The following is an 18,140-nucleotide window of genomic DNA, read 5'->3' as shown; positions in this document are numbered from 1 at the left end:
CTGTCCTTTAAAATTTTAAAAAAGCCCCTTAAGCCCTTTTTCAAGCTTTTCTTTGAGCTTATCATCTTTAAGCAAATGATCTAAACCTTTTTTAAGGGTGTCATTTTTTAAGATTTCTTTCAAGCCTTGTTGCAGGTTTTGTTGGATGGCTTTTTCGTTTAAAATGAGGGAAAATTTTGGCTGGTGCATGTTACCTTGAAGTTTCATTTTAAAAACGAATTTTAAAATTTCCGCATCCATGAGCATGTCCATTTGCTTGGTGTTTAAATCCAATAAGCCGTTATGGATTTTCAATTGGGTTTTGGGGCTTTTTAAGCTGAGACTAGAGAGCAGGCGTTGCTGGTTGATTTGGCTTACCAGATTGGCATCGTTATAAATTTCTTTAGTAATATCAAATTTAGAAATGGAGTAGAGAAAGTCGCTGAATGCATTTTTGAGGAATCTTGCGTTTTTGAGATTGGCTTTCAACACGCCTTGCTTAGAGATAAGGTCATAATCCAAGTTAACGTCTGCAATGGATTGGAAAAACTTGGGGTAATGGAATAAATCTAAGGCTTTTAAAGTGGAAATATTGGAAAAACGGGCTTTCAAATCTTTATTTAAAAGCGTGAAATCCAGTGCGCCGTCCAATAAATTTGAATGGCCGTTGACTTTTAAAAGTTTAGGGCTTTGCTCTATAGTGCCTTTTAAAGTCAAGCTCCCTTTTAAGGGGTGGTTGGTAATGTTTTGGAGTTTGGCTAGGTTGGGTATTTCTAAAGTGTAGGGGGCGTTGAGTTTTAAAACAGAGAAAAGATATTCGCTTTTTAGGGCCGTGAAATTAACTAAAGGGCTAGTTAGGGTGGTATCGCTGATGGCTTTGTCCTCTTTAAAGTCGCTTGAGTGCGAGAGGCTGAAGATAAGCGTGTCTTTAAGGTTTAAATGAAACATTTGATTGATTAGGGCGTTATTGATTAAAGCGTTATTGGCTGTTAGAATCAAATGCCCTTCTAAAGGCTTTAGAGAGCTAAAATCCGCTTGTAAGGACACTTTTGCGTTCGCATAAGCAGGGCGATTGATTAAATAAAGCAAATCTTCTAAATGGGCGTCTTTTGCGTTCAAGCTTAAGCGAGAAAGCTTGAAATCGTCTAAAAGGGCGTTGTAGGCAGTGTGGGATTGAGCCACATTAGAGACGCCTTGAATCATAAGGGCTTTTCTATGCCCTTTGATATTCCCAGAAGTAATAATAGCCCCTCTTAAAGGGTAGGGTATCCATTCTTTGAAAGAGCGTAAATCTTTAATATCTATATGATAATTCAAATCCACGCTTTGCTTTAAAAGTGAAAAATCCCCCTTAAGAATGAGCGTGGAATCATCGTTGGCTTGAGCTTTAAAATCCAAAGAGTTGAATCTTAATTTAAAGGTTTTAACGCTCAAGTAGCGCTCGTTCGGGTTGATTTTTTTCTCTATATACGAAGCGATGATTTTATTCCCCCATTCTGTAAAAAGGGTAAGATAGGTTGTTAAAAGGCCGATTAAAAGAAGCGCAAGTATGGTATAAAGAAGTTTTTTCATGTTTGTTTGTCCTTGAAGCAAATTGAATAGAATATATTAGCTTGTTTTGTAAGGGTTTCTAACATTTTTTATAAAGCCTTGATGAGCGGTAATAAGAATTTTTATAACCAAAAATCTCAATCCAATTTAATCTTCCATCAAGGAGCTTTGAGTTAAAAGACTTGCGGCGTTAAACAAAGACGATCCAATCGTTTAGGATTTCTCAACCAAGACACGACTGATAAAAAGAAAAAATTTAAGGAGAAAACAATGGTGGAGAATAGCGGGATCGAACCGCTGACCTCCTGCGTGCAAAGCAGGCGCTCTCCCAGCTGAGCTAATTCCCCAAAGGTTGTAAAAAATGGTGGGCTTAGGAGGAGTTGAACCTCCGACCTCACCCTTATCAGGGGTGCGCTCTAACCACCTGAGCTATAAGCCCTTTAAAGCCAATAAAGACGAAATTATAGGTTAAACTTTCTTAAAAAATCCTTAAATGATAAATGGGATTAAAATGTTATAATACTCATTATTTTTTCATTTCAAAAGGGGTTTTTATGGCATTATTATTCACAGGGGCGTGTGGGTATATAGGCTCGCATACCGCAAGGGCGTTTTTAGAAAAAACCAAAGAAAACATCATTATTGTAGATGACTTAAGCACCGGTTTTTTAGAGCATATCAAAGCGTTAGAGCGTTACTACCCTAATAGGATTGTGTTTATTCAAGCGAATTTGAATGAAACCCACAAATTAGACGCCTTTTTGAATAGGCAACAGCTAAAAGACTCTATTGAAGCTATTTTGCATTTTGGGGCTAAAATCTCAGTAGAAGAATCCACGCGCTTGCCTTTAGAATACTACACCAACAACACGCTCAACACTTTAGAGCTTGTCAAACTTTGTTTAAAACATGCAATCAAGCGTTTTATTTTTTCTTCCACGGCCGTGGTTTATGGCGAGTCTAGTTCAAGCTTGAACGAAGAAAGCCCCTTAAACCCCATTAATCCTTATGGAGCGTCTAAAATGATGAGCGAAAGAATCTTGTTAGACACTTCTAAAATAGCGGATTTTAAATGCGTTATTTTACGCTATTTCAATGTGGCTGGGGCATGCATGCATAATGATTATACCACCCCTTACACGCTAGGACAGCGCACGCTCAACGCCACGCATTTGATCAAAATTGCATGCGAATGCGCTGTGGGGAAAAGGAAAAAAATGGGGATTTTTGGCACTAACTACCCCACTAGAGATGGCACTTGCATTAGGGATTATATCCATGTAGATGATTTGGCTAACGCGCATTTAGCGAGCTATCAAACCCTTTTAGAAAAAAATAAGAGCGAGATTTATAATGTCGGCTACAATCAAGGCCATAGCGTGAAAGAAGTGATAGAAAAGGTTAAAGAAATCTCAAACAACGATTTTTTAGTGGAAATTTTAGACAAGCGACAGGGCGATCCAGCAAGCCTTATTGCCAATAACGCTAAAATCTTACAAAACACCCCTTTCAAACCCCTTTATAACAACCTAGACACCATTATCAAAAGCGCTCTAGATTGGGAAGAACACCTTTTAAGATTTCAATAATACACCCTGTGCAAATACAAACCATTAGCCATTATGGGCGTTCTTATAGTGGCTTTGAGGTTGTGGATTTGCATTTCAATTTCAGCGAGCGTGATCTTTTCTAAGGAGTATTGAACGCATGCTTGAATGATCAAACGCACGCTAGAGCGTAAAAACGCATCGCCAATGATTTTAAACACCACGCACTCATGCCCTATGATAAAGGTTTTATAAGCAAAAGCGTTAAAAATAGCGCGTTTAGGATTGGTTGTCGCTCCACCTTTTTTCTTAAACATGGAAAAATCATGCTTGCCTGTGAATTGCTTTAAAGCGGTGTTTAACGCATCTAGCGAACCATAATCCCCACAAGCGATATAAGGCGCTAAAAAAGGCGTTTTTAAATTCTTTGTTAAAAGGTAACGATACGCTCTTTTTTGAGCATCAAAACGCGCATGGAAGTTTTTTTCTTCTAGTTTTTTTAAGACAATATGCGGGGCGAGTTTGGGGGCTAGATAATAAAATAATTTATCAGCATTCCAGTGTTTTGGAGCGTGAAAAGACAGCACTTGGTTGTTGGCATGCACGCCTTTATCCGTGCGCCCGGCCGCAACCACAACGCTTTTAATCCCTAGCGCATTTAAAGCGCCCTCTATTTTATCCTGAACGCCGAGTTTGTTAGGCTGTTTGGCATAGCCTAAAAAATACGCCCCATCATAAGCGATAGTAGCCTTAAAACAACGCATTCAATAACGCTTTAAAATGAATTTTCTAAACAACAAATAAGAGCCAAACGCCCAAATAAAGGGGAAGAAAAAGGTCATCAAAAACAAATCCGTAGAAATCACATGCACCATTAAAAAATAAACCCCAACCGCTCCAAGGACATAAAAATAACTCCAATTCGTTTTGAATCGCGGGTTGGCGATGCCAAATAGGGGGATCAAAAACACGCTCGCTAAAGGGAATAAGGAAACTAAAATCGCTTGAGAAAAACGGCGCTTTTGATTTTTATTAGCGTTTTTACCAAAGGCTTTTTTCCAATAACCTAAATAATCCGTGCCTTGCAAATAAGCCGCATCATTAGAATTGAAAGACTTGAGCTTGTTGCGCAAATGCAATTCTTCAAAATCAACTTTACGCATTTTATCGCCTTGAGTGAAATACGCATGCCCTTTGTATAAATTCAATTCAAACACGCCGTTTTGATTGTTGATATTGCCTTTTTGGGCTAGAATGAAGCTTTCTTGAGAAAGGCTTTTATTGGAAAAAAGCACTAAATTATCATAGGAATTGTTTTCAGCCTTATCCACATACACGAGCCAATCGCCTAATTTTTGCCCGAATTCACCGGCTCTGATGTTAATATCAATCTTGTCTTTTTTTTGACGCAAAAACCCGTAATAAGCGCTCTTAGAAGTGGGGATTAAAATGAGCGAAAACACTAATAAAATCGCGCTCACTAATAAGCTTAAAGGCACAAACGCTTTAGTCATTGTTTTAGGCGAAACCCCTAAAGAGAAAAACACTAACAATTCATGGTCATAGCTAAGCCTTGAAAGCCCTAAAGCGCAAGCCGCAAAAAAAGTGATCGGTAAAATAAAAAAAATGGTTCCAGGCAAGGAATACAAAAAGAGTTGCACTAGATCTAAAAAGCTCACTTTAATCACGAGCGTTACGCTTGCAATACTGATTAATAGCACGATAGAGGAGATAAAAAACAGCACTAAAAAGAAAGAGAAAAAGACCTGCGAAACCGCCATGAAAAGATAGTGTTTAATCATGCTTTAATCTTTATTGCACCCCATCTACAACAGGCACAAACGAGCATTTTTCTAACACTTTTTGGACGCGCAAGGCGTTATTTTGCTTCACAAAGCGTTTGATGACTTGCTCGTTGTTTTCTTGAATGGGCGCGACTAATATCCCGCCTTCTTCAAGCTGATCAATCAGCGCTTGAGGGATATTTTTAGCACAAGCAGAGAATAAAATCCTATCATAGGGGGCGTATTGATCCCAGCCCTTATTCCCATCAGCGAATTTAACATGAATGTTGTCTAAACCGAGAGTTTTAAGGCGCAAACGCGCTTCTATATACAGGCTTTCAATCCTTTCAATGCTAAAAACGCGCCTGAAAATTTGAGACAAAACCGCCGCTTGATAGCCGCTCCCGCAGCCAATTTCTAGCACGCTATCCACATGATCAATTTCTAAATATTGCGTCATTTTGGCCACGGTCAGGGGCGAAGAAATGTATTGTTGCGCTTGCATAGAAAGCGCGTTTAAAGTGTAGGCAAAATGCTTGAAGGGGGCTGGCACAAAAACTTCTCTTTCAATGCTCTCCATAGCCTTTCTCACTTTGGGGTGCAAATTGAAACGCTTATGGATTTCTTCACACATCAAATGGTTTTTAATACTATTCAAACAAGCCCCTTAAAAATCATCAAAACTCACGCTCCCTTTAGCGTAATTACTCACCCTAGCTTCAAAGAAATTAGAGCGTTGCTCATTGAAACTTGAAAAGCTCTCTACCCATTTAATGGGGTGTTGGACGCCATAAACTTTAGCGATACCCACCTTACTCAAACGGCTATCCGCTAAAAACTGGATGTATTGCTCAATCAAGCTGGAAGTGAGCCCTAAAATCTTGCCTTGCGTGATATAATCCCCCCACAAAGCTTCAATTTCTACCGCTTTTTTAAACATTCCTATGACTTCATTAATCAATTGCGGCGTGAAGAGATCCGCTCTTTCATTCCTTAAAGCGTTGATCATGTTTTGGAATAAAATCAAATGCGTTACCTCATCTCTTTGGATAAAACGAATCATTTGCGCTGATCCTAGCATTTTACCGCTCCTAGCCAAAGTGTAAAAATAGCTAAACCCGCTATAAAAATAAATCCCCTCTAAAATCTGGTTCGCAAAAAGCGCTTTGAGAATGTTTTCTTCTGTGGGGTTTTTGGCTAATTCCATATACACTTGCGCGATATAGTCATTCTTGCTTTTTAATTGCATATCGTTACGCCACATGTCATAAATCTCTTCAGTATTCGCGCTAATGCTTTCTACCATCACCGCATACGCATGGCTGTGTAAGGCTTCTTCATAAGCTTGACGCACCAAACACAAATTGATTTCGGGGCTGGTGATGAAGGGATTGATATTGTCAATTAAATTATTCGTTTGCAAGCTGTCCATAAAAATGAGTTGCGCTAAAGCTCTGTCATAGCCGATCTTTTCTTCTGCACTCAATTTCAAATAATCCCTTTTGTCATCATTCATGCTCACTTCTTCAGCAAACCAAGTGTTAGCGAGCATCGTTTTCCACAAATGATCCGCCCATTGATACTTGATCTTATTCAAATCAAACATGCTTGTAGGATTACCCCCAAAAATCTTTCTTTCATTCACACTTTCTGTAGAATTGGGGTTGTAAATTTTCTTGCGTGAAACTTCCATTTTGTTCCTTAATTTCCTTAAAACTATCTCAATGATATAGTCTTGTTAGAATACCTTAAAAGAATTTAAAACCCCCTAAAAGCCAGAAAAAACTCCAAATTTTAAAAAACTTCAATTTTTCAGTATTTTTAAAGGATTAAACAGCTAAAATACTGCTTCTTTATTTTCTACTTCTTAATGCATGCGATGGCGTGCGGTGTGCGGAAGTGGCGAAATTGGTAGACGCACTAGACTTAGGATCTAGCGCCGCAAGGCATGAAGGTTCGATTCCTTTCTTCCGCACCATTCTTAATGATTAAAATTTGAAGCCCTATAAATGAAACTCATTCTATCTTAAGATTCTCAAAAGTTTTTAAAACGCCATGAGCGATGTTTTGAACGCTCTCTAAATTTAAATTCGCATGACAAGGCAAGGAAATTTCAGCGTTATAAAAATCTTCTGCGCTTTTTAATGGGGCTGTATTGAAGAGCTGTTGGTACAATTGGTATTGGTAAATGGGCTTGTAATGCACTTGGGCTAAAATGCCACGCTTGTGCAAATTTTCTAAAATGAGTTTTTTGCATGCAAAAAATTTTTGGTGCATTAAAATAGGGTAAAGGTGGTTAGAGCTTTTATCTTTTAACAAGGGGTGTAAAGGGGTGAAATAAGGGTTATCTTTAAAAATCCTGTCATAGGTTAGAGCGGCTTCTTCTCTTTTTTGCATTAAAAAGGGGGCTTTTTTAAGCTGGCTCAAACCCAAAGCGCTTTGGATTTCATTCAAGCGGAAGTTATGCCCTATGCTTTTGACTTCGCCTTCAAAAAAATCTTTTTTGAGCATGCCATGAGAGCGAAACAATTTCATTTTTTCATACAATTCGCTATTATTAGTAACGACCGCTCCCCCTTCAGCCGTAGTGATAGGCTTAATGGCATGGAAACTAAACACGCTCGCTAACGCAAAGCCTCCTACTTTTTTGTTTTGATACTCGCTCCCTAAAGCATGCGAGCTGTCAGAAAGAAAACTCAAAGAATGTTTTTTGCAAAGCTTTTGAATGCTTCCTACTTCCACGCTTTTACCGGCATAATCCACGCTCACTATGGCTTTGGTTTTTTTAGTAATGAGCTTTTCTAGGGCTAATTCATCTATATTGCCATCGTTTTTGACTTCAGCAAATACGGGTTTGTAACTGCTTTCTAAAAGCATGTTAGCCGTCGCTACAAAGCTTATAGGGGTGGTGATTATTTCATTACAATCAGCGTCAAAATCGCTAAAATTCCTATAGAGCGTTAAAAGGGCTGAAGTCGCGCTGTTAAACACTAACGCATGCTTAACGCCCAGAAACTCGCACAAAGCTTCTTCAAACAAAAGAGAGCGTTTGCCTTGCGTGAGCTGTTTGGAATTTAAAACCTCTAAAACAGCCTTTTTATCTTCTTCGTCTAAACAAGGCTCGCTATAAGCAAACTCTTTCAAGCGAGCAAGTCTTGCAAGCGAGATGGGGTGATCTTGCTTGTGTCATGGACATCTTGGAATTTTTGAGCGTTCAGTCTTGTTTTATCTAAGGTGTTGTATTCCTTGTTTAAATGATTCGTTTCAGCGAGCTGTTTTTTCCACTGGTGCAAAGAGTTTTGAATGTTTTCTTTCTCACTTTCTAATGATTTTGAAAATTTTTCCAAAGCCTTCGTGTCGTCAATGTCAATATTGCCAGGGAGTTTCAAACTATCATTGCCTGATTTTTGGTTGAAAGAATCAATCGCTTTGTCCAAACGGCTTTTAAAATGCTCAAAATCGCTTCGATCTTTTTCATTATTGTGAGCGTAAGCTTTAGAAATCCCCACCAATTCTTTAGCGTCTTTATCCATGCCTTTTAAGCTTTTAAGGCGACTTTCTAAATCCCCTATGGCTAGGTTATCATGCTTAGCTTGTTTGGCTAATTTGATTTTTTCATCATTCTCTGAAAGATTTTGAATTTCCTTATTTTCTTCTTTTCTTGTGCGCGAACCAACCCTGTGGTAATCCCTTACCATCAAAGACGGGTTATAATTATTTGAAATCTTAGACATCTTATCCTCCACTTCATTGGACTTTCTTAAAGACAAGATAAGCAAACTCTATTCCTAAAAACATTTTATTCCACCCAATTCTATCTAAAAATATTAATCTAACCCTAAAACCCTTTTTAACTCTTTGATGAGGTTTGTAATTTCTTTCAATTCTTTAATATTGAGAGTGAGTTTATAATTGACTTGATTATCAGGATTCATTGGCACTAGTTGCTTTTTAAACTCATTTTGTTTCATAAAGTATTTTCTTTCTTTATGAATGTAATGGATTCCATCTTTTTTAAAAATTCTATAAAGCAATTTGTCTTCGCACACTCCTAAGCAAACCAAAAAATCATAGTTGTATCGTGGGTTTATACCATTGAACTAAAAAAGTGTTGTTAGTTCTGCCTTTTTGTGCTGTTTTAACTTCAAAGGATACACCGCTTTTTGTCATAATATCGTATTCATCATGAATAATGCCATCATTGATCACTTCATCTATAGCGTTAAGCACATTTTTTAAAAACTCTTCGCCAATCTGCCCTATAGCGTTGGCTTCAAAATCTCTAATTTTTGAAAAAATAGCGTTGTAGTCTTGCCCTAAATTCAATTCTTTATGTTTTTTTTCAATAATTTTCAAAAAAGTTTGTTCTAAGTCCATCAATTATCCTTTAAGCTATCCAAATGATCATATAAGGCTTGAAAAATATGACTTTTTCCTAAATGATAGCAAGAATTAGTCGCTAAACTTGCGTATTTTGTCCAATCAATTTCTTGGAATAGTTTTTTTAATTTAGCGTTTAAAGCCTTGTTAGTGCTAGTAAATACCACAGCAATACCAGATTGATACTTAACTTCCTCAAAGTTCTCTACAATTTGTGTGCTTTTATAAAAAGTTGATGAAATGTAAAAAGACGCTTTTTGATTAAAAATCCACTCTTTACCGCATTCTCTGTTTTTAGCTAATGAAACCGTGAAAACCTTGATATACTCGCCAAAGGGTTCTTTATGGCGATTCTTATACCAAGAAAATTCACTTTTTTTGTTTTGATACTTCTTGCTCCAAATTTGGAACACGCAATGCACATCCACTTCTTTATTTTTAAAATCTATAAACGCATTTTTTTCTAAGCGTTCGCTATAAAGCAGATTCAAACCTTTCACACGATATTTAATAGAGCCTTTTCCTTGACTTTCAAAGAACATGGGTAGGATAAAACACACAAAATCACAACTTTTAGCATGGTTGATAAATTCTAACGCCATAACCCCACGATGCCCAAAAGGAGGGTTGCCCAAGCAAATCACTTTTTGATGCGTAGGCAGTTTATAATTTAAACCACCCAAGCAGAAATCCCAAATATCTTTAGTGTTTGGGATGAATGCTTTAGTTCCGCTAGGAACTATAAAAACCTTAAGTAAAACTAACCTTGATTTTCTATATACGCCTTGATCGTTTCAGGGTTAGCCTCACCGATAGAGCAAGCAAAAAATCCATCAGTCCAAAAAGTTTTTTCTTTCCAAAAGTGTTTTTGCAATAAGGGGATAAATCTTTTATCGCGCCAAACTCTATAAGTAGTGATTTGTTTGATTTTAGCAATAATGGAACTAATAGACATTCTAGGGATATATTGAACCATTAAGTGCAAATGATCTATATCGCTTTCCATCGCAATGATAATGAGATTGCTTTGGGTGGCTATCTCATCTATAACAGACTTAATAAAGTTATTCAAATCCCCTTGCAATAACTTTTTTCTGTATTTACACACTAAAATCAAATGGGCTTTTAGATTATGCTTACTTCTGTTGGTTGGAATATACCCCCTTAATGGATAATGGTTTTTCCTCATTCCTCTATCCTTATTCATTATTTATAAAAACATTGTATAATAATACAAGATAAAGATAAGGAGTTATTTTTGCTTAACGCTATCAAGTTTAGAATTTATCCTAACGCCCAACAAAAAGAATTGATTTCTAAACATTTTGGCTGTTCTAGAGTCGTGTATAACTACTTTTTAGATTACCGGCAAAAGCAATACGCAAAAGGCATTAAAGAAACTTACTTCACCATGCAAAAAGTCTTAACCCAAATCAAGCGGCAAGAAAAATACCATTATCTCAATGAATGCAATTCTCAAAGCTTGCAAATGGCGTTAAGACAGCTGGTGAGCGCTTATGATAATTTCTTCAGTAAAAGAGCGAGATACCCTAAATTCAAATCCAAGAAAAACGCTAAACAATCTTTTGCAATCCCTCAAAACATAGAAATCAAAACAGAAACTCAAACCATCGCTCTCCCTAAATTCAAAGAGGGCATTAAGGCTAAATTACACAGAGACTTGCCTAAAGATAGCGTTATCAAACAGGCTTTTATTTCTTGCATAGCGGATCAATATTTTTGTTCTCTATCCTATGAAACTAAAGAGCCTATCCCTAACCCCACCATTATCAAAAAAGCGGTAGGTTTAGACATGGGCTTAAGAACGCTCATTGTTACAAGCGATAAAATAGAATACCCACACATTCGCTTTTATCAAAAATTAGAAAAGAAACTCACTAAAGCGCAAAGGAGGTTAAGTAAAAAAGTAAAAGGTTCCAACAACAGGAAAAAACAAGCTAAAAAGGTATCCAGATTGCATTTAGCTTGTTCAAACACTAGAGATGACTACTTGCATAAAATCAGTAATGAGATAACCAATCAATACGATTTGATAGGAGTAGAAACTTTGAATATTAAAGCTCTTATGAAAACCTATCATTCTAAAAGCCTTGCTAATGCGAGTTGGGGGAAATTCCTTACTATGTTGGAATACAAAGCCCAAAGAAAAGGCAAAACCCTATTAGGCATAGACAGATTTTTCCCTAGCTCTCAATTATGTTCTTATTGTGGGGTCAATACAGGCAAAAAACATGAAAGCATCACTAAATTCACTTGTCCTCATTGTAAAACCACACACCACAGAGATTATAATGCGAGCGTCAATATCAGAAACTACGCTTTAGGCATGCTAGATGATAGGCATAAAGTAAAGACAGATAAAGCTAGGGTAGGGATTATCCGAAGCGATTACACTCATCACACTAATGAGTGTGTCAAAGCTTGTGGAGCTTCCTCTAACGGGGTTAGTTCTAAATATGGAAACATATTGGATCTAGCTAGTTATGGAGCTATGAAGCAAGAAAAAGCCCAATCGCTTTAGCGGTTGGGTAATTCACAAAATCGCATGGAATAAATCCATCTCTTTTGGGTTCAATGTCTATACCAATGCGCCTATTTTTAGGAAACAAGTCATAAAACACCCCATCGCCTGCACTTGGCTCTAAAAAAATAAAGCCATCTGGATTTTCGTATTTTTTAATCACTTCACAAGCTTTTTGAAAGCACTTTAAAGCCACACTAGGCTTAGTGAAATACTGATCTAGGACATTGCTAGAATTTTCTTTCATCTCATTGCCATTGACATAGCGTTTAGGGGTAATTTCTTTAAACAAGGTTTGCATGAAAAAACTTTACTATAAAATCATAAAATTTAATGCTGATTTTTTCTGATCGTTTAAAATCCTTAAATCATGCTTAAGAAAATCCTTAAAACTTAAAAATTTTCTTCTAAATACTTCGTGTGGATTTTTGCTTGCCTGAAATCCGCATTTTCAAGCATTTCAAAACAGAAAGACTTCAGCCTCCATACCAATTTCTAGGTAAGATTAGCGTAGGATTTTCAACCACATTATCTGCATCTAAAGGATGCGGAAATTCTGTGCAATACCCTAAGATATTTTTTACTCTATTTTTCCTAATAAAAGTGCATTCTACCACTTCAATGATTTCTAAACTATTATAATTAAAAATAGGACAACAATTATTTGGGTGCAAATGCACACAATAATGCGTTTTTAAAATCTTATTTAAAGCGCTTTGAACCATTTCAAAATAGTTGTTATCCCACAAATATTTCAGCCGATGGATTTCTAAAGCAATGATTCTGAAACGATTCAATAGCGTATCGCTCGCACTGATGAGGGCGAGATATTCACCCCCTTCAATATCCATTTGCAACGTTAAATCCCCTTCGCCCACTTGAGAATTATTGACCCATGTGTCTAGCGTAATAAAATCTTCGTCATTAGTGCAACCGATGAATTTTTTAATAAAGGAGTAGTTTTCTTTAGGGATATTCAGTATCGGTTCATTGACCGATTTGTCTGCCATATATATATATATATATCGTTAGGATTTGCAAGTTTGCATTGACGATAAAAATCTTCTTCAAACGCACTTTCATTACCCACACCTGGAGAAAAGAGTGCTTTAATCCCCTTAAAATCATTAGGAACCAAATAACCTCCATCATATTTTGCCCCCAAACGCACTAATTCATGTTCTGTCTTAATGGGATGTAAACTTTTAATAAAACTTTCTATCTTTTCTTTAGGGGTTTCAACAAACAATTCATTGATAGACATTACCCTTTCGGCTCGCCAAAGAATGGAATTAACCTGATTGACTATAGAGTTGATTTGCTCTTTAAACGATCTTAGAGTTTCAGTATTAGAACGAACTTGCTCTTTAATCGCTCCCAAGTTTTCAACATGATGATACGCGTTTAAAACCCTATTAGGCAATAAACCTTTAAGAACCCTTTTAATCACTTGCTTCATTAAAATCTCCTTGTAATTAAGTTTAAAAATTTTCTTCTAAATACTTCGTGTGGATTTTTGCTTGCCTGAAATCCGCATTTTCAAGCATTTCAAGGTGGAAAGGAATGGTCGTTTTAATGCCTTCTACTTTAAATTCCTTTAAAGCCCTTTTCATCTTAGCGATCGCTCTTTCTCTGTTTTCACCCCACACAATGAGCTTGCCAATCATAGAATCATAGTGCGTAGGCACGACATAATGGGCATGCGCATGCGAATCAAGGCGCACATTCACCCCACCAGGGGCGATCCATTCGGTGATTTTGCCCGGGCTTGGGTAGAATTTTTTAGGATCTTCTGCAGTGATTCTACATTCTATCGCATGCCCTTTAAGAGAAAAGCTTTCTTGCTTGGGCAATTCTTCGCCTTGAGCGATTTTAATCATCCATTCAATGAGATTTAACCCGCTCACCATTTCGCTAATGGTGTGTTCCACTTGCAAACGAGTGTTCATCTCCATGAAATAAAAATCTTTCATGTTGGAATCGAGCAAAAATTCAAAAGTCCCAGCCCCCACATAGCCGATATATTTAGCGGCCTTGATCGCTGTTTCTAGCAAACGCTTACGAACGCCCTCTTCTAAAACCACTGCCGGGGTTTCTTCAATGAGCTTTTGCTGGCGTCTTTGCACCGAGCAATCCCTTTCGCCCACATGAATGACATTGCCGTGCTTATCGGCTAAAATCTGGACTTCAATGTGCTTAGGCTTGTTGATGAATTTTTCTAAATACACGCTCCCATCGCCAAACGCGCTCAAAGCTTCCGTTTCGGCGGCTAAATAAAGGTTTTTAAGCTTGGATTTATCTTCTACGACGCGCATGCCTCTCCCTCCCCCACCAGCGGCCGCTTTAATGATGACAGGGTAGCCGATTTTATCAGCGATTTCTTCAGCTTCTTGATAGCTTTTAAGCAACCCATCACTGCCCTCAATCACAGGCATGCCGGCTTCTTTCATCACGCTTTTGGCTTTGGATTTGTCGCTCATTAAAGCCATGACCTTCGCGCTTGGGCCAATAAATTCTAAAGAATGGTGCGAGCAAATCTCTACAAAGTTTTGATTCTCGCTCAAAAACCCATACCCAGGGAAAATCGCATCCGCTTCAAACAATTCCGCCGCGCTAATGATTGCAGGGATATTCAAGTAACTCTCGCTGGATTTGGCCCCCCCTATACACACTTTTGCGCTAGCCGTATTAAGATAGTGGGCGTCCTTGTCAGCGATAGAATAAATGGCTATGGATTCTTTACCCATTTCTTGAATGGTTTGGATCGCTCTTAAAGCGATCTCGCCTCTATTAGCGATCAAAATGCGTGAAAGCTCTTTTTTTTCTACCTTTTTATTTTCTTTATTCACTTTATTCATGGATTTTAAAGCTTTTCAACTTTGATGAGTTTCGTGCCGTATTCTACCGGTTGAGCGTCTCCCACTTCAACAGAAACCACCTTGCAAGGGTATTCCACTTCAATTTCATTCATGATTTTCATCGCTTCTACAATGCCCACGATTTGCCCTTTTTTAAGCGTATCGCCCGCTTTGACATAAGGCTCAGCCCCAGGCGAGGGCGCATGATAAAAAGTGCCTACCATAGGCGAAAGCACGAAATCTTCTTTTTTATCCACAATAGGGGTGCATACCATAGGCACAGGGGCTTGAGTGCTTGGCATGCTCGCTTCTACCATGATGGGGGCTTGGATGGAGGCTTGAGAATGAGCGGGATTTAGTGCATTTTTTTTCGCATAAGCGGATTCTTTATCCAAAACCAACTCAAAATGCTCATGCTTTAATTTCAAATGCCCCAAATCAGAAGCTTTAAATTCTTTGATCAACTCTTCAATTTCAGAAAGGTTCATAACGATTTATTCCTTATATTGTTTTAAAATATGCCACAAAACATAATCTTACTAAGCGTTTTTAGCAAAAAATTATTGTTATAATAACATAATTATTAACAAACTTTAAAGGCTTTGTGCGTATGGGATTGAAAGCGGATTCTTGGATTAAAAAAATGAGTTTAGAGCATGGCATGATTAGCCCTTTTTGCGAAAAGCAAGTCGGTAAGAATGTGATCAGCTATGGTTTGAGCAGTTACGGGTATGATATTAGAGTGGGGAGTGAGTTCATGCTCTTTGATAACAAAAACGCTTTAATTGACCCTAAAAACTTTGACCCTAACAACGCGACTAAAATTGATGCGAGTAAAGAAGGGTATTTTATCTTGCCCGCTAACGCGTTCGCCCTAGCTCATACGATAGAGTATTTTAAAATGCCTAAAGACACCTTAGCGATTTGTTTAGGCAAAAGCACTTACGCCAGGTGTGGGATCATTGTGAATGTTACGCCTTTTGAGCCAGAATTTGAAGGCTATATCACGATTGAAATTTCTAACACCACCAACTTACCGGCTAAAGTCTATGCCAATGAGGGGATCGCGCAAGTGGTGTTTTTACAAGGCGATGAAATGTGCGAGCAAAGCTATAAAGACAGAGGCGGTAAGTATCAAGGGCAAGTGGGCATCACTTTGCCTAAAATTTTAAAGTGATTTTGAAGAAAGATAAAAACACTTATCCTTGTGAGCGTTGTTTATTTTTTAATACAAACAATACCGCAGTTTCTCAAAAATATATTATAATACGAAAGTTCAGTTTGATTGAGTTACACACTCTTTGAGAACAAAACGCTAAATTATTTAGGAAATTACCATGCTAAGATTCGTTAGTAAAACGATTTGCTTGTCTTTAATCGGCTTGTTCAACCCTTTAGAAGCCTTTCAAAAACACCAAAAAGACGGCTTTTTTATAGAAGCCGGGTTTGAAACCGGGTTATTAGAAGGCGTGCAAAATAAAGAGCAAACCATAACCACCCAAAAAATCCAAAAAAACCCCCTAACCCACCCACAAACTAAAGAACAGCCTAAAGAACAAAACAAAAGCGATACAGCCACCCCACAAAGTGCTTACGGAAAATACTACATACCCCAAAGCACCATTTTAAAAAACGCAACGGCTTTATTCACCACGGATAATATAGAAAAAAATGGCTTAACTTTTTATTCTCAAAACCCTGTGTATGCGAATATGGTTAATGGGAGCGTAACCATACAAAACTTTCTGCCCTACAATTTAAACAATATTGAGCTGAGCTATACAGACGCTCAAGGCAAGGTAGTCAATTTAGGCGTGATAGAAACTATCCCTAAAGATTCTCAAATCATTCTGCCTGCAAGCTTGTTTAATGATTCAGAATTTGAACAAGCTGATAGCTTTAATTACCAACAACTTCAAGCTACTGCCACACAATTTTCTGATGCTAACACGCAAAGTTTGTTTGAAAAGCTCAGCCAAATCACGACCAATGTAACGATGAGTTATGAAAACGCCGATACCAACAATTTTAAAGGTAATTGCAATGATTGTGTGTCAGATTTCACCCCACAAACCGCAGAAGAATTGACCAATTTAATGCTAGATATGATTGCGGTGTTTGACTCTAAATCGTGGGAAGAAGCCATTTTAAACGCTCCTTTCCAATTTTCTAACAGCCCATCAGAGTGCGGCTCTGACTTTCCTAAATGCGTGAATCCTTTCAATAACGGGCGTGTCGCTCCCATCTATGAAAAATACGTGCTAACCCCACAATCCGTTATAGATGCGTTTAGAAGAGCAATCAATCTTGAAGTGAACATCATGAAATCAGGGTTTTTAGGGCTAGGGTATGAACTTGATGATAATGATGGCAATCTAGGGATAGCCGCTTCTGCATTAAATCCCGAAAAATTGTTTGGTAAAACTTTGAACAAAGTTGATATTGTGGAATTAAGAGACATTATCCATGAATTTAGCCACACTAAAGGCTATACGCATAATGGGAACATGACTTATCAAAGGGTGCGCTTGTGCCAAGAAAACGGCGGAGCCATACAAGAATGTGAGGGTGGAAAAGAAGAGTTAGTCAATGGGAAAGAAGAACTAAAATTTACAAACGGAAAAGAAGTAAAAGATCAGGATGGTTACACCTATAATGTATGTTCTTTTTATAAGGACAACCACCAAGTCTATACAGCGGGCAACTACCCCAATTCCATCTACACCAATTGCGCTCAAGTCCCCGCTGGGCTTATAGGGGTTACCACCGCCGTTTGGCAACAGCTCATCAATCAAAACGCCCTCCCCATTAATTTCGCTAACCTAAATAGCCAAACCAGCCATTTAAACGCTGGGTTGAATGCGCAAAATTTTGCAACCTCTATGGTCAGCGCGATCACGCAAAATTTTTCCACCACTTCCACCACCACTTACCACTCTTCAAGTAAAAATTTTAGAAGCCCTATTTTAGGGGTTAATGTTAAAATAGGCTACCAACATTATTTCAATGACTACATAGGGTTAGCCTATTACGGCATCATCAAATACAACTACGCTCAAGCTGACGATGAAAAAATCCAGCAATTAAGCTATGGTGGGGGAATGGATGTGTTATTTGATTTCATCACCACTTATACCAATAAAAAGCAAGGCAATCCAACTAAAAAAGTTTTTGCTTCCTCTTTTGGGGTGTTTGGGGGGTTAAGGGGCTTATACAATAGCTACTATGTTTTCAACCAGGTCAAAGGAAGCGGTAATTTAGATATAGTTACTGGGTTTAATTACCGCTACAAGCATTCTAAATATTCTGTAGGCATTAGCGTTCCTTTAATCCAAAGCGATATTAAAATCGCTTCTAATAATGGCATCTATGCGAACTCTGTTGTTTTGAATGAAGGGGGCAGTCATTTTAAAGTGTTTTTTAATTACGGGTGGGTGTTTTAGGGGTTAAAAATTGGCTTTAATTCAAGCTTTTTAGTAAAAAGTTAAGATCTTAAGTT

18 protein-coding genes, 3 tRNA genes and 2 pseudogenes are annotated in these 18,140 nt (G+C 37.8%); 5 read left to right on the top strand and 18 right to left on the bottom strand.

What is annotated here, in order from left to right; genetic code table 11:
• Positions 1-15: 15 nt before the first annotated feature.
• The 3 genes from DQL14_RS06570 to DQL14_RS06560 form a co-directional block, all read right to left on the bottom strand.
• The gene (locus DQL14_RS06570) at positions 16-1,551 is read right to left on the bottom strand and encodes a hypothetical protein (protein WP_108169151.1); all 1,536 of its coding nucleotides are present in this window, start codon (positions 1,549-1,551) and stop codon (positions 16-18) included.
• A gap of 250 nt (positions 1,552-1,801) precedes the next feature.
• Positions 1,802-1,877, bottom strand: a tRNA-Ala gene (locus tag DQL14_RS06565).
• A gap of 15 nt (positions 1,878-1,892) precedes the next feature.
• Positions 1,893-1,969 (bottom strand) — tRNA-Ile (locus DQL14_RS06560).
• 115 nt (positions 1,970-2,084) lie between these two features.
• Between DQL14_RS06560 and galE the strand changes: the two genes are divergently transcribed.
• The gene (gene galE, locus DQL14_RS06555) at positions 2,085-3,119 is read left to right on the top strand and encodes a UDP-glucose 4-epimerase GalE (protein ID WP_108169150.1); all 1,035 of its coding nucleotides are present in this window, start codon (positions 2,085-2,087) and stop codon (positions 3,117-3,119) included.
• On the opposite strand, the gene truA is transcribed toward galE, so the two are convergent.
• From truA to DQL14_RS06535, 4 genes are read right to left on the bottom strand one after another with little or no spacing between them, the layout of a single operon-like run.
• Positions 3,113-3,841 carry a tRNA pseudouridine(38-40) synthase TruA gene (gene truA / locus DQL14_RS06550; protein WP_108169149.1) on the bottom strand — a complete coding sequence of 243 codons (729 nt, stop codon included), beginning with the start codon at positions 3,839-3,841 and terminating at the stop codon, positions 3,113-3,115. The two genes, galE and truA, sit on opposite strands and share 7 nt — an antisense overlap.
• Complete coding sequence (locus DQL14_RS06545) at positions 3,842-4,879, bottom strand: LptF/LptG family permease (RefSeq protein ID WP_000589929.1); 1,038 nt, start codon at positions 4,877-4,879, stop codon at positions 3,842-3,844.
• A 10-nt stretch (positions 4,880-4,889) separates the two neighbouring features.
• Complete coding sequence (pcm, locus tag DQL14_RS06540; protein ID WP_108169148.1) at positions 4,890-5,519, bottom strand: protein-L-isoaspartate O-methyltransferase; 630 nt, start codon at positions 5,517-5,519, stop codon at positions 4,890-4,892.
• A gap of 9 nt (positions 5,520-5,528) precedes the next feature.
• A complete protein-coding gene (locus tag DQL14_RS06535; RefSeq protein WP_000454012.1) occupies positions 5,529-6,554 on the bottom strand; it encodes a ribonucleotide-diphosphate reductase subunit beta in 1,026 nt (341 codons plus the stop codon).
• A 200-nt stretch (positions 6,555-6,754) separates the two neighbouring features.
• Between DQL14_RS06535 and DQL14_RS06530 the strand changes: the two genes are divergently transcribed.
• Positions 6,755-6,839, top strand: a tRNA-Leu gene (locus tag DQL14_RS06530).
• A 38-nt stretch (positions 6,840-6,877) separates the two neighbouring features.
• Here the strand turns inward: DQL14_RS06530 and pseC are convergent.
• The 6 genes and pseudogenes from pseC to tnpA form a co-directional block, all read right to left on the bottom strand.
• Positions 6,878-8,005: a UDP-4-amino-4,6-dideoxy-N-acetyl-beta-L-altrosamine transaminase gene (pseC, locus tag DQL14_RS06525; protein ID WP_108169147.1), complete on the bottom strand. Its 1,128-nt coding sequence runs from the start codon at positions 8,003-8,005 to the stop codon at positions 6,878-6,880.
• Entirely contained in the window at positions 8,002-8,595 is a 594-nt protein-coding gene (locus DQL14_RS06520) for a Laminin subunit alpha-2 precursor (RefSeq protein ID WP_108169953.1), read from the bottom strand. Before DQL14_RS06520 ends, pseC begins: the two co-directional genes overlap by 4 nt.
• 93 nt (positions 8,596-8,688) lie before the next feature.
• Positions 8,689-8,895, bottom strand: a complete 207-nt coding sequence (locus DQL14_RS08880) for a type II restriction endonuclease (RefSeq protein WP_331837271.1) — start codon at positions 8,893-8,895, stop codon at positions 8,689-8,691.
• Between the two features lie 34 nt (positions 8,896-8,929).
• Complete coding sequence (locus DQL14_RS08875) at positions 8,930-9,238, bottom strand: type II restriction endonuclease (RefSeq protein WP_331837270.1); 309 nt, start codon at positions 9,236-9,238, stop codon at positions 8,930-8,932.
• A pseudogene (locus DQL14_RS06510) lies at positions 9,238-9,915 on the bottom strand (SAM-dependent methyltransferase); the annotation flags it as partial. The pseudogene DQL14_RS06510 and the gene DQL14_RS08875, both read right to left, overlap by 1 nt.
• 86 nt (positions 9,916-10,001) lie before the next feature.
• Entirely contained in the window at positions 10,002-10,448 is a 447-nt protein-coding gene (gene tnpA, locus DQL14_RS06500; protein WP_162296838.1) for an IS200/IS605 family transposase, read from the bottom strand.
• A gap of 51 nt (positions 10,449-10,499) precedes the next feature.
• Between tnpA and DQL14_RS06495 the strand changes: the two genes are divergently transcribed.
• A complete protein-coding gene (locus DQL14_RS06495) occupies positions 10,500-11,783 on the top strand; it encodes an RNA-guided endonuclease InsQ/TnpB family protein (protein WP_108169144.1) in 1,284 nt (427 codons plus the stop codon).
• A 7-nt stretch (positions 11,784-11,790) separates the two neighbouring features.
• Here the strand turns inward: DQL14_RS06495 and DQL14_RS06490 are convergent.
• The 5 genes and pseudogenes from DQL14_RS06490 to accB all read right to left on the bottom strand — a co-directional run.
• A pseudogene (locus DQL14_RS06490) lies at positions 11,791-12,084 on the bottom strand (SAM-dependent methyltransferase); the annotation flags it as partial.
• A 175-nt stretch (positions 12,085-12,259) separates the two neighbouring features.
• A complete protein-coding gene (locus tag DQL14_RS06485; RefSeq protein WP_108169143.1) occupies positions 12,260-12,793 on the bottom strand; it encodes an FkbM family methyltransferase in 534 nt (177 codons plus the stop codon).
• A complete protein-coding gene (locus tag DQL14_RS06480) occupies positions 12,760-13,242 on the bottom strand; it encodes a hypothetical protein (protein ID WP_108169952.1) in 483 nt (160 codons plus the stop codon). Before DQL14_RS06480 ends, DQL14_RS06485 begins: the two co-directional genes overlap by 34 nt.
• Positions 13,243-13,264: 22 nt before the next feature.
• The gene (locus tag DQL14_RS06475; protein WP_108395369.1) at positions 13,265-14,632 is read right to left on the bottom strand and encodes an acetyl-CoA carboxylase biotin carboxylase subunit; all 1,368 of its coding nucleotides are present in this window, start codon (positions 14,630-14,632) and stop codon (positions 13,265-13,267) included.
• A gap of 14 nt (positions 14,633-14,646) precedes the next feature.
• Positions 14,647-15,129, bottom strand: coding sequence for an acetyl-CoA carboxylase biotin carboxyl carrier protein (gene accB / locus DQL14_RS06470; RefSeq protein WP_001053769.1), 483 nt, complete (start codon positions 15,127-15,129; stop codon positions 14,647-14,649).
• Between the two features lie 122 nt (positions 15,130-15,251).
• Between accB and dcd the strand changes: the two genes are divergently transcribed.
• Both dcd and DQL14_RS06460 read left to right on the top strand, forming a co-directional pair.
• Complete coding sequence (dcd, locus tag DQL14_RS06465) at positions 15,252-15,818, top strand: dCTP deaminase (RefSeq protein ID WP_000523106.1); 567 nt, start codon at positions 15,252-15,254, stop codon at positions 15,816-15,818.
• Between the two features lie 160 nt (positions 15,819-15,978).
• Positions 15,979-18,084: a porin family protein gene (locus tag DQL14_RS06460; protein WP_108169141.1), complete on the top strand. Its 2,106-nt coding sequence runs from the start codon at positions 15,979-15,981 to the stop codon at positions 18,082-18,084.
• The last annotated feature ends 56 nt before the right edge of the window (positions 18,085-18,140 follow it).

The organism is Helicobacter pylori NCTC 11637 = CCUG 17874 = ATCC 43504 = JCM 12093 (assembly GCF_900478295.1).
GTDB classification, from domain to species: Bacteria; Campylobacterota; Campylobacteria; order Campylobacterales; family Helicobacteraceae; genus Helicobacter; species Helicobacter pylori.
Note: the sequence above shows the minus strand (reverse complement) of the source record. Positions and strands in the feature narration are given on the sequence as shown.

Coding starts and splice junctions, on each gene's coding strand:
- DQL14_RS06570 (WP_108169151.1), bottom strand. CDS start 1,551: ATGAAAAAACTTCTTTATACCATACTTGCGCTTCTTTTAATCGGCCTT.
- galE (WP_108169150.1), top strand. CDS start 2,085: ATGGCATTATTATTCACAGGGGCGTGTGGGTATATAGGCTCGCATACC.
- truA (WP_108169149.1), bottom strand. CDS start 3,841: ATGCGTTGTTTTAAGGCTACTATCGCTTATGATGGGGCGTATTTTTTA.
- DQL14_RS06545 (WP_000589929.1), bottom strand. CDS start 4,879: ATGATTAAACACTATCTTTTCATGGCGGTTTCGCAGGTCTTTTTCTCT.
- DQL14_RS06535 (WP_000454012.1), bottom strand. CDS start 6,554: ATGGAAGTTTCACGCAAGAAAATTTACAACCCCAATTCTACAGAAAGT.
- DQL14_RS06520 (WP_108169953.1), bottom strand. CDS start 8,595: ATGTCTAAGATTTCAAATAATTATAACCCGTCTTTGATGGTAAGGGAT.
- DQL14_RS08875 (WP_331837270.1), bottom strand. CDS start 9,238: ATGGACTTAGAACAAACTTTTTTGAAAATTATTGAAAAAAAACATAAA.
- tnpA (WP_162296838.1), bottom strand. CDS start 10,448: ATGAATAAGGATAGAGGAATGAGGAAAAACCATTATCCATTAAGGGGG.
- DQL14_RS06485 (WP_108169143.1), bottom strand. CDS start 12,793: ATGGCAGACAAATCGGTCAATGAACCGATACTGAATATCCCTAAAGAA.
- DQL14_RS06480 (WP_108169952.1), bottom strand. CDS start 13,242: ATGAAGCAAGTGATTAAAAGGGTTCTTAAAGGTTTATTGCCTAATAGG.
- accB (WP_001053769.1), bottom strand. CDS start 15,129: ATGAACCTTTCTGAAATTGAAGAGTTGATCAAAGAATTTAAAGCTTCT.
- dcd (WP_000523106.1), top strand. CDS start 15,252: ATGGGATTGAAAGCGGATTCTTGGATTAAAAAAATGAGTTTAGAGCAT.
- DQL14_RS06460 (WP_108169141.1), top strand. CDS start 15,979: ATGCTAAGATTCGTTAGTAAAACGATTTGCTTGTCTTTAATCGGCTTG.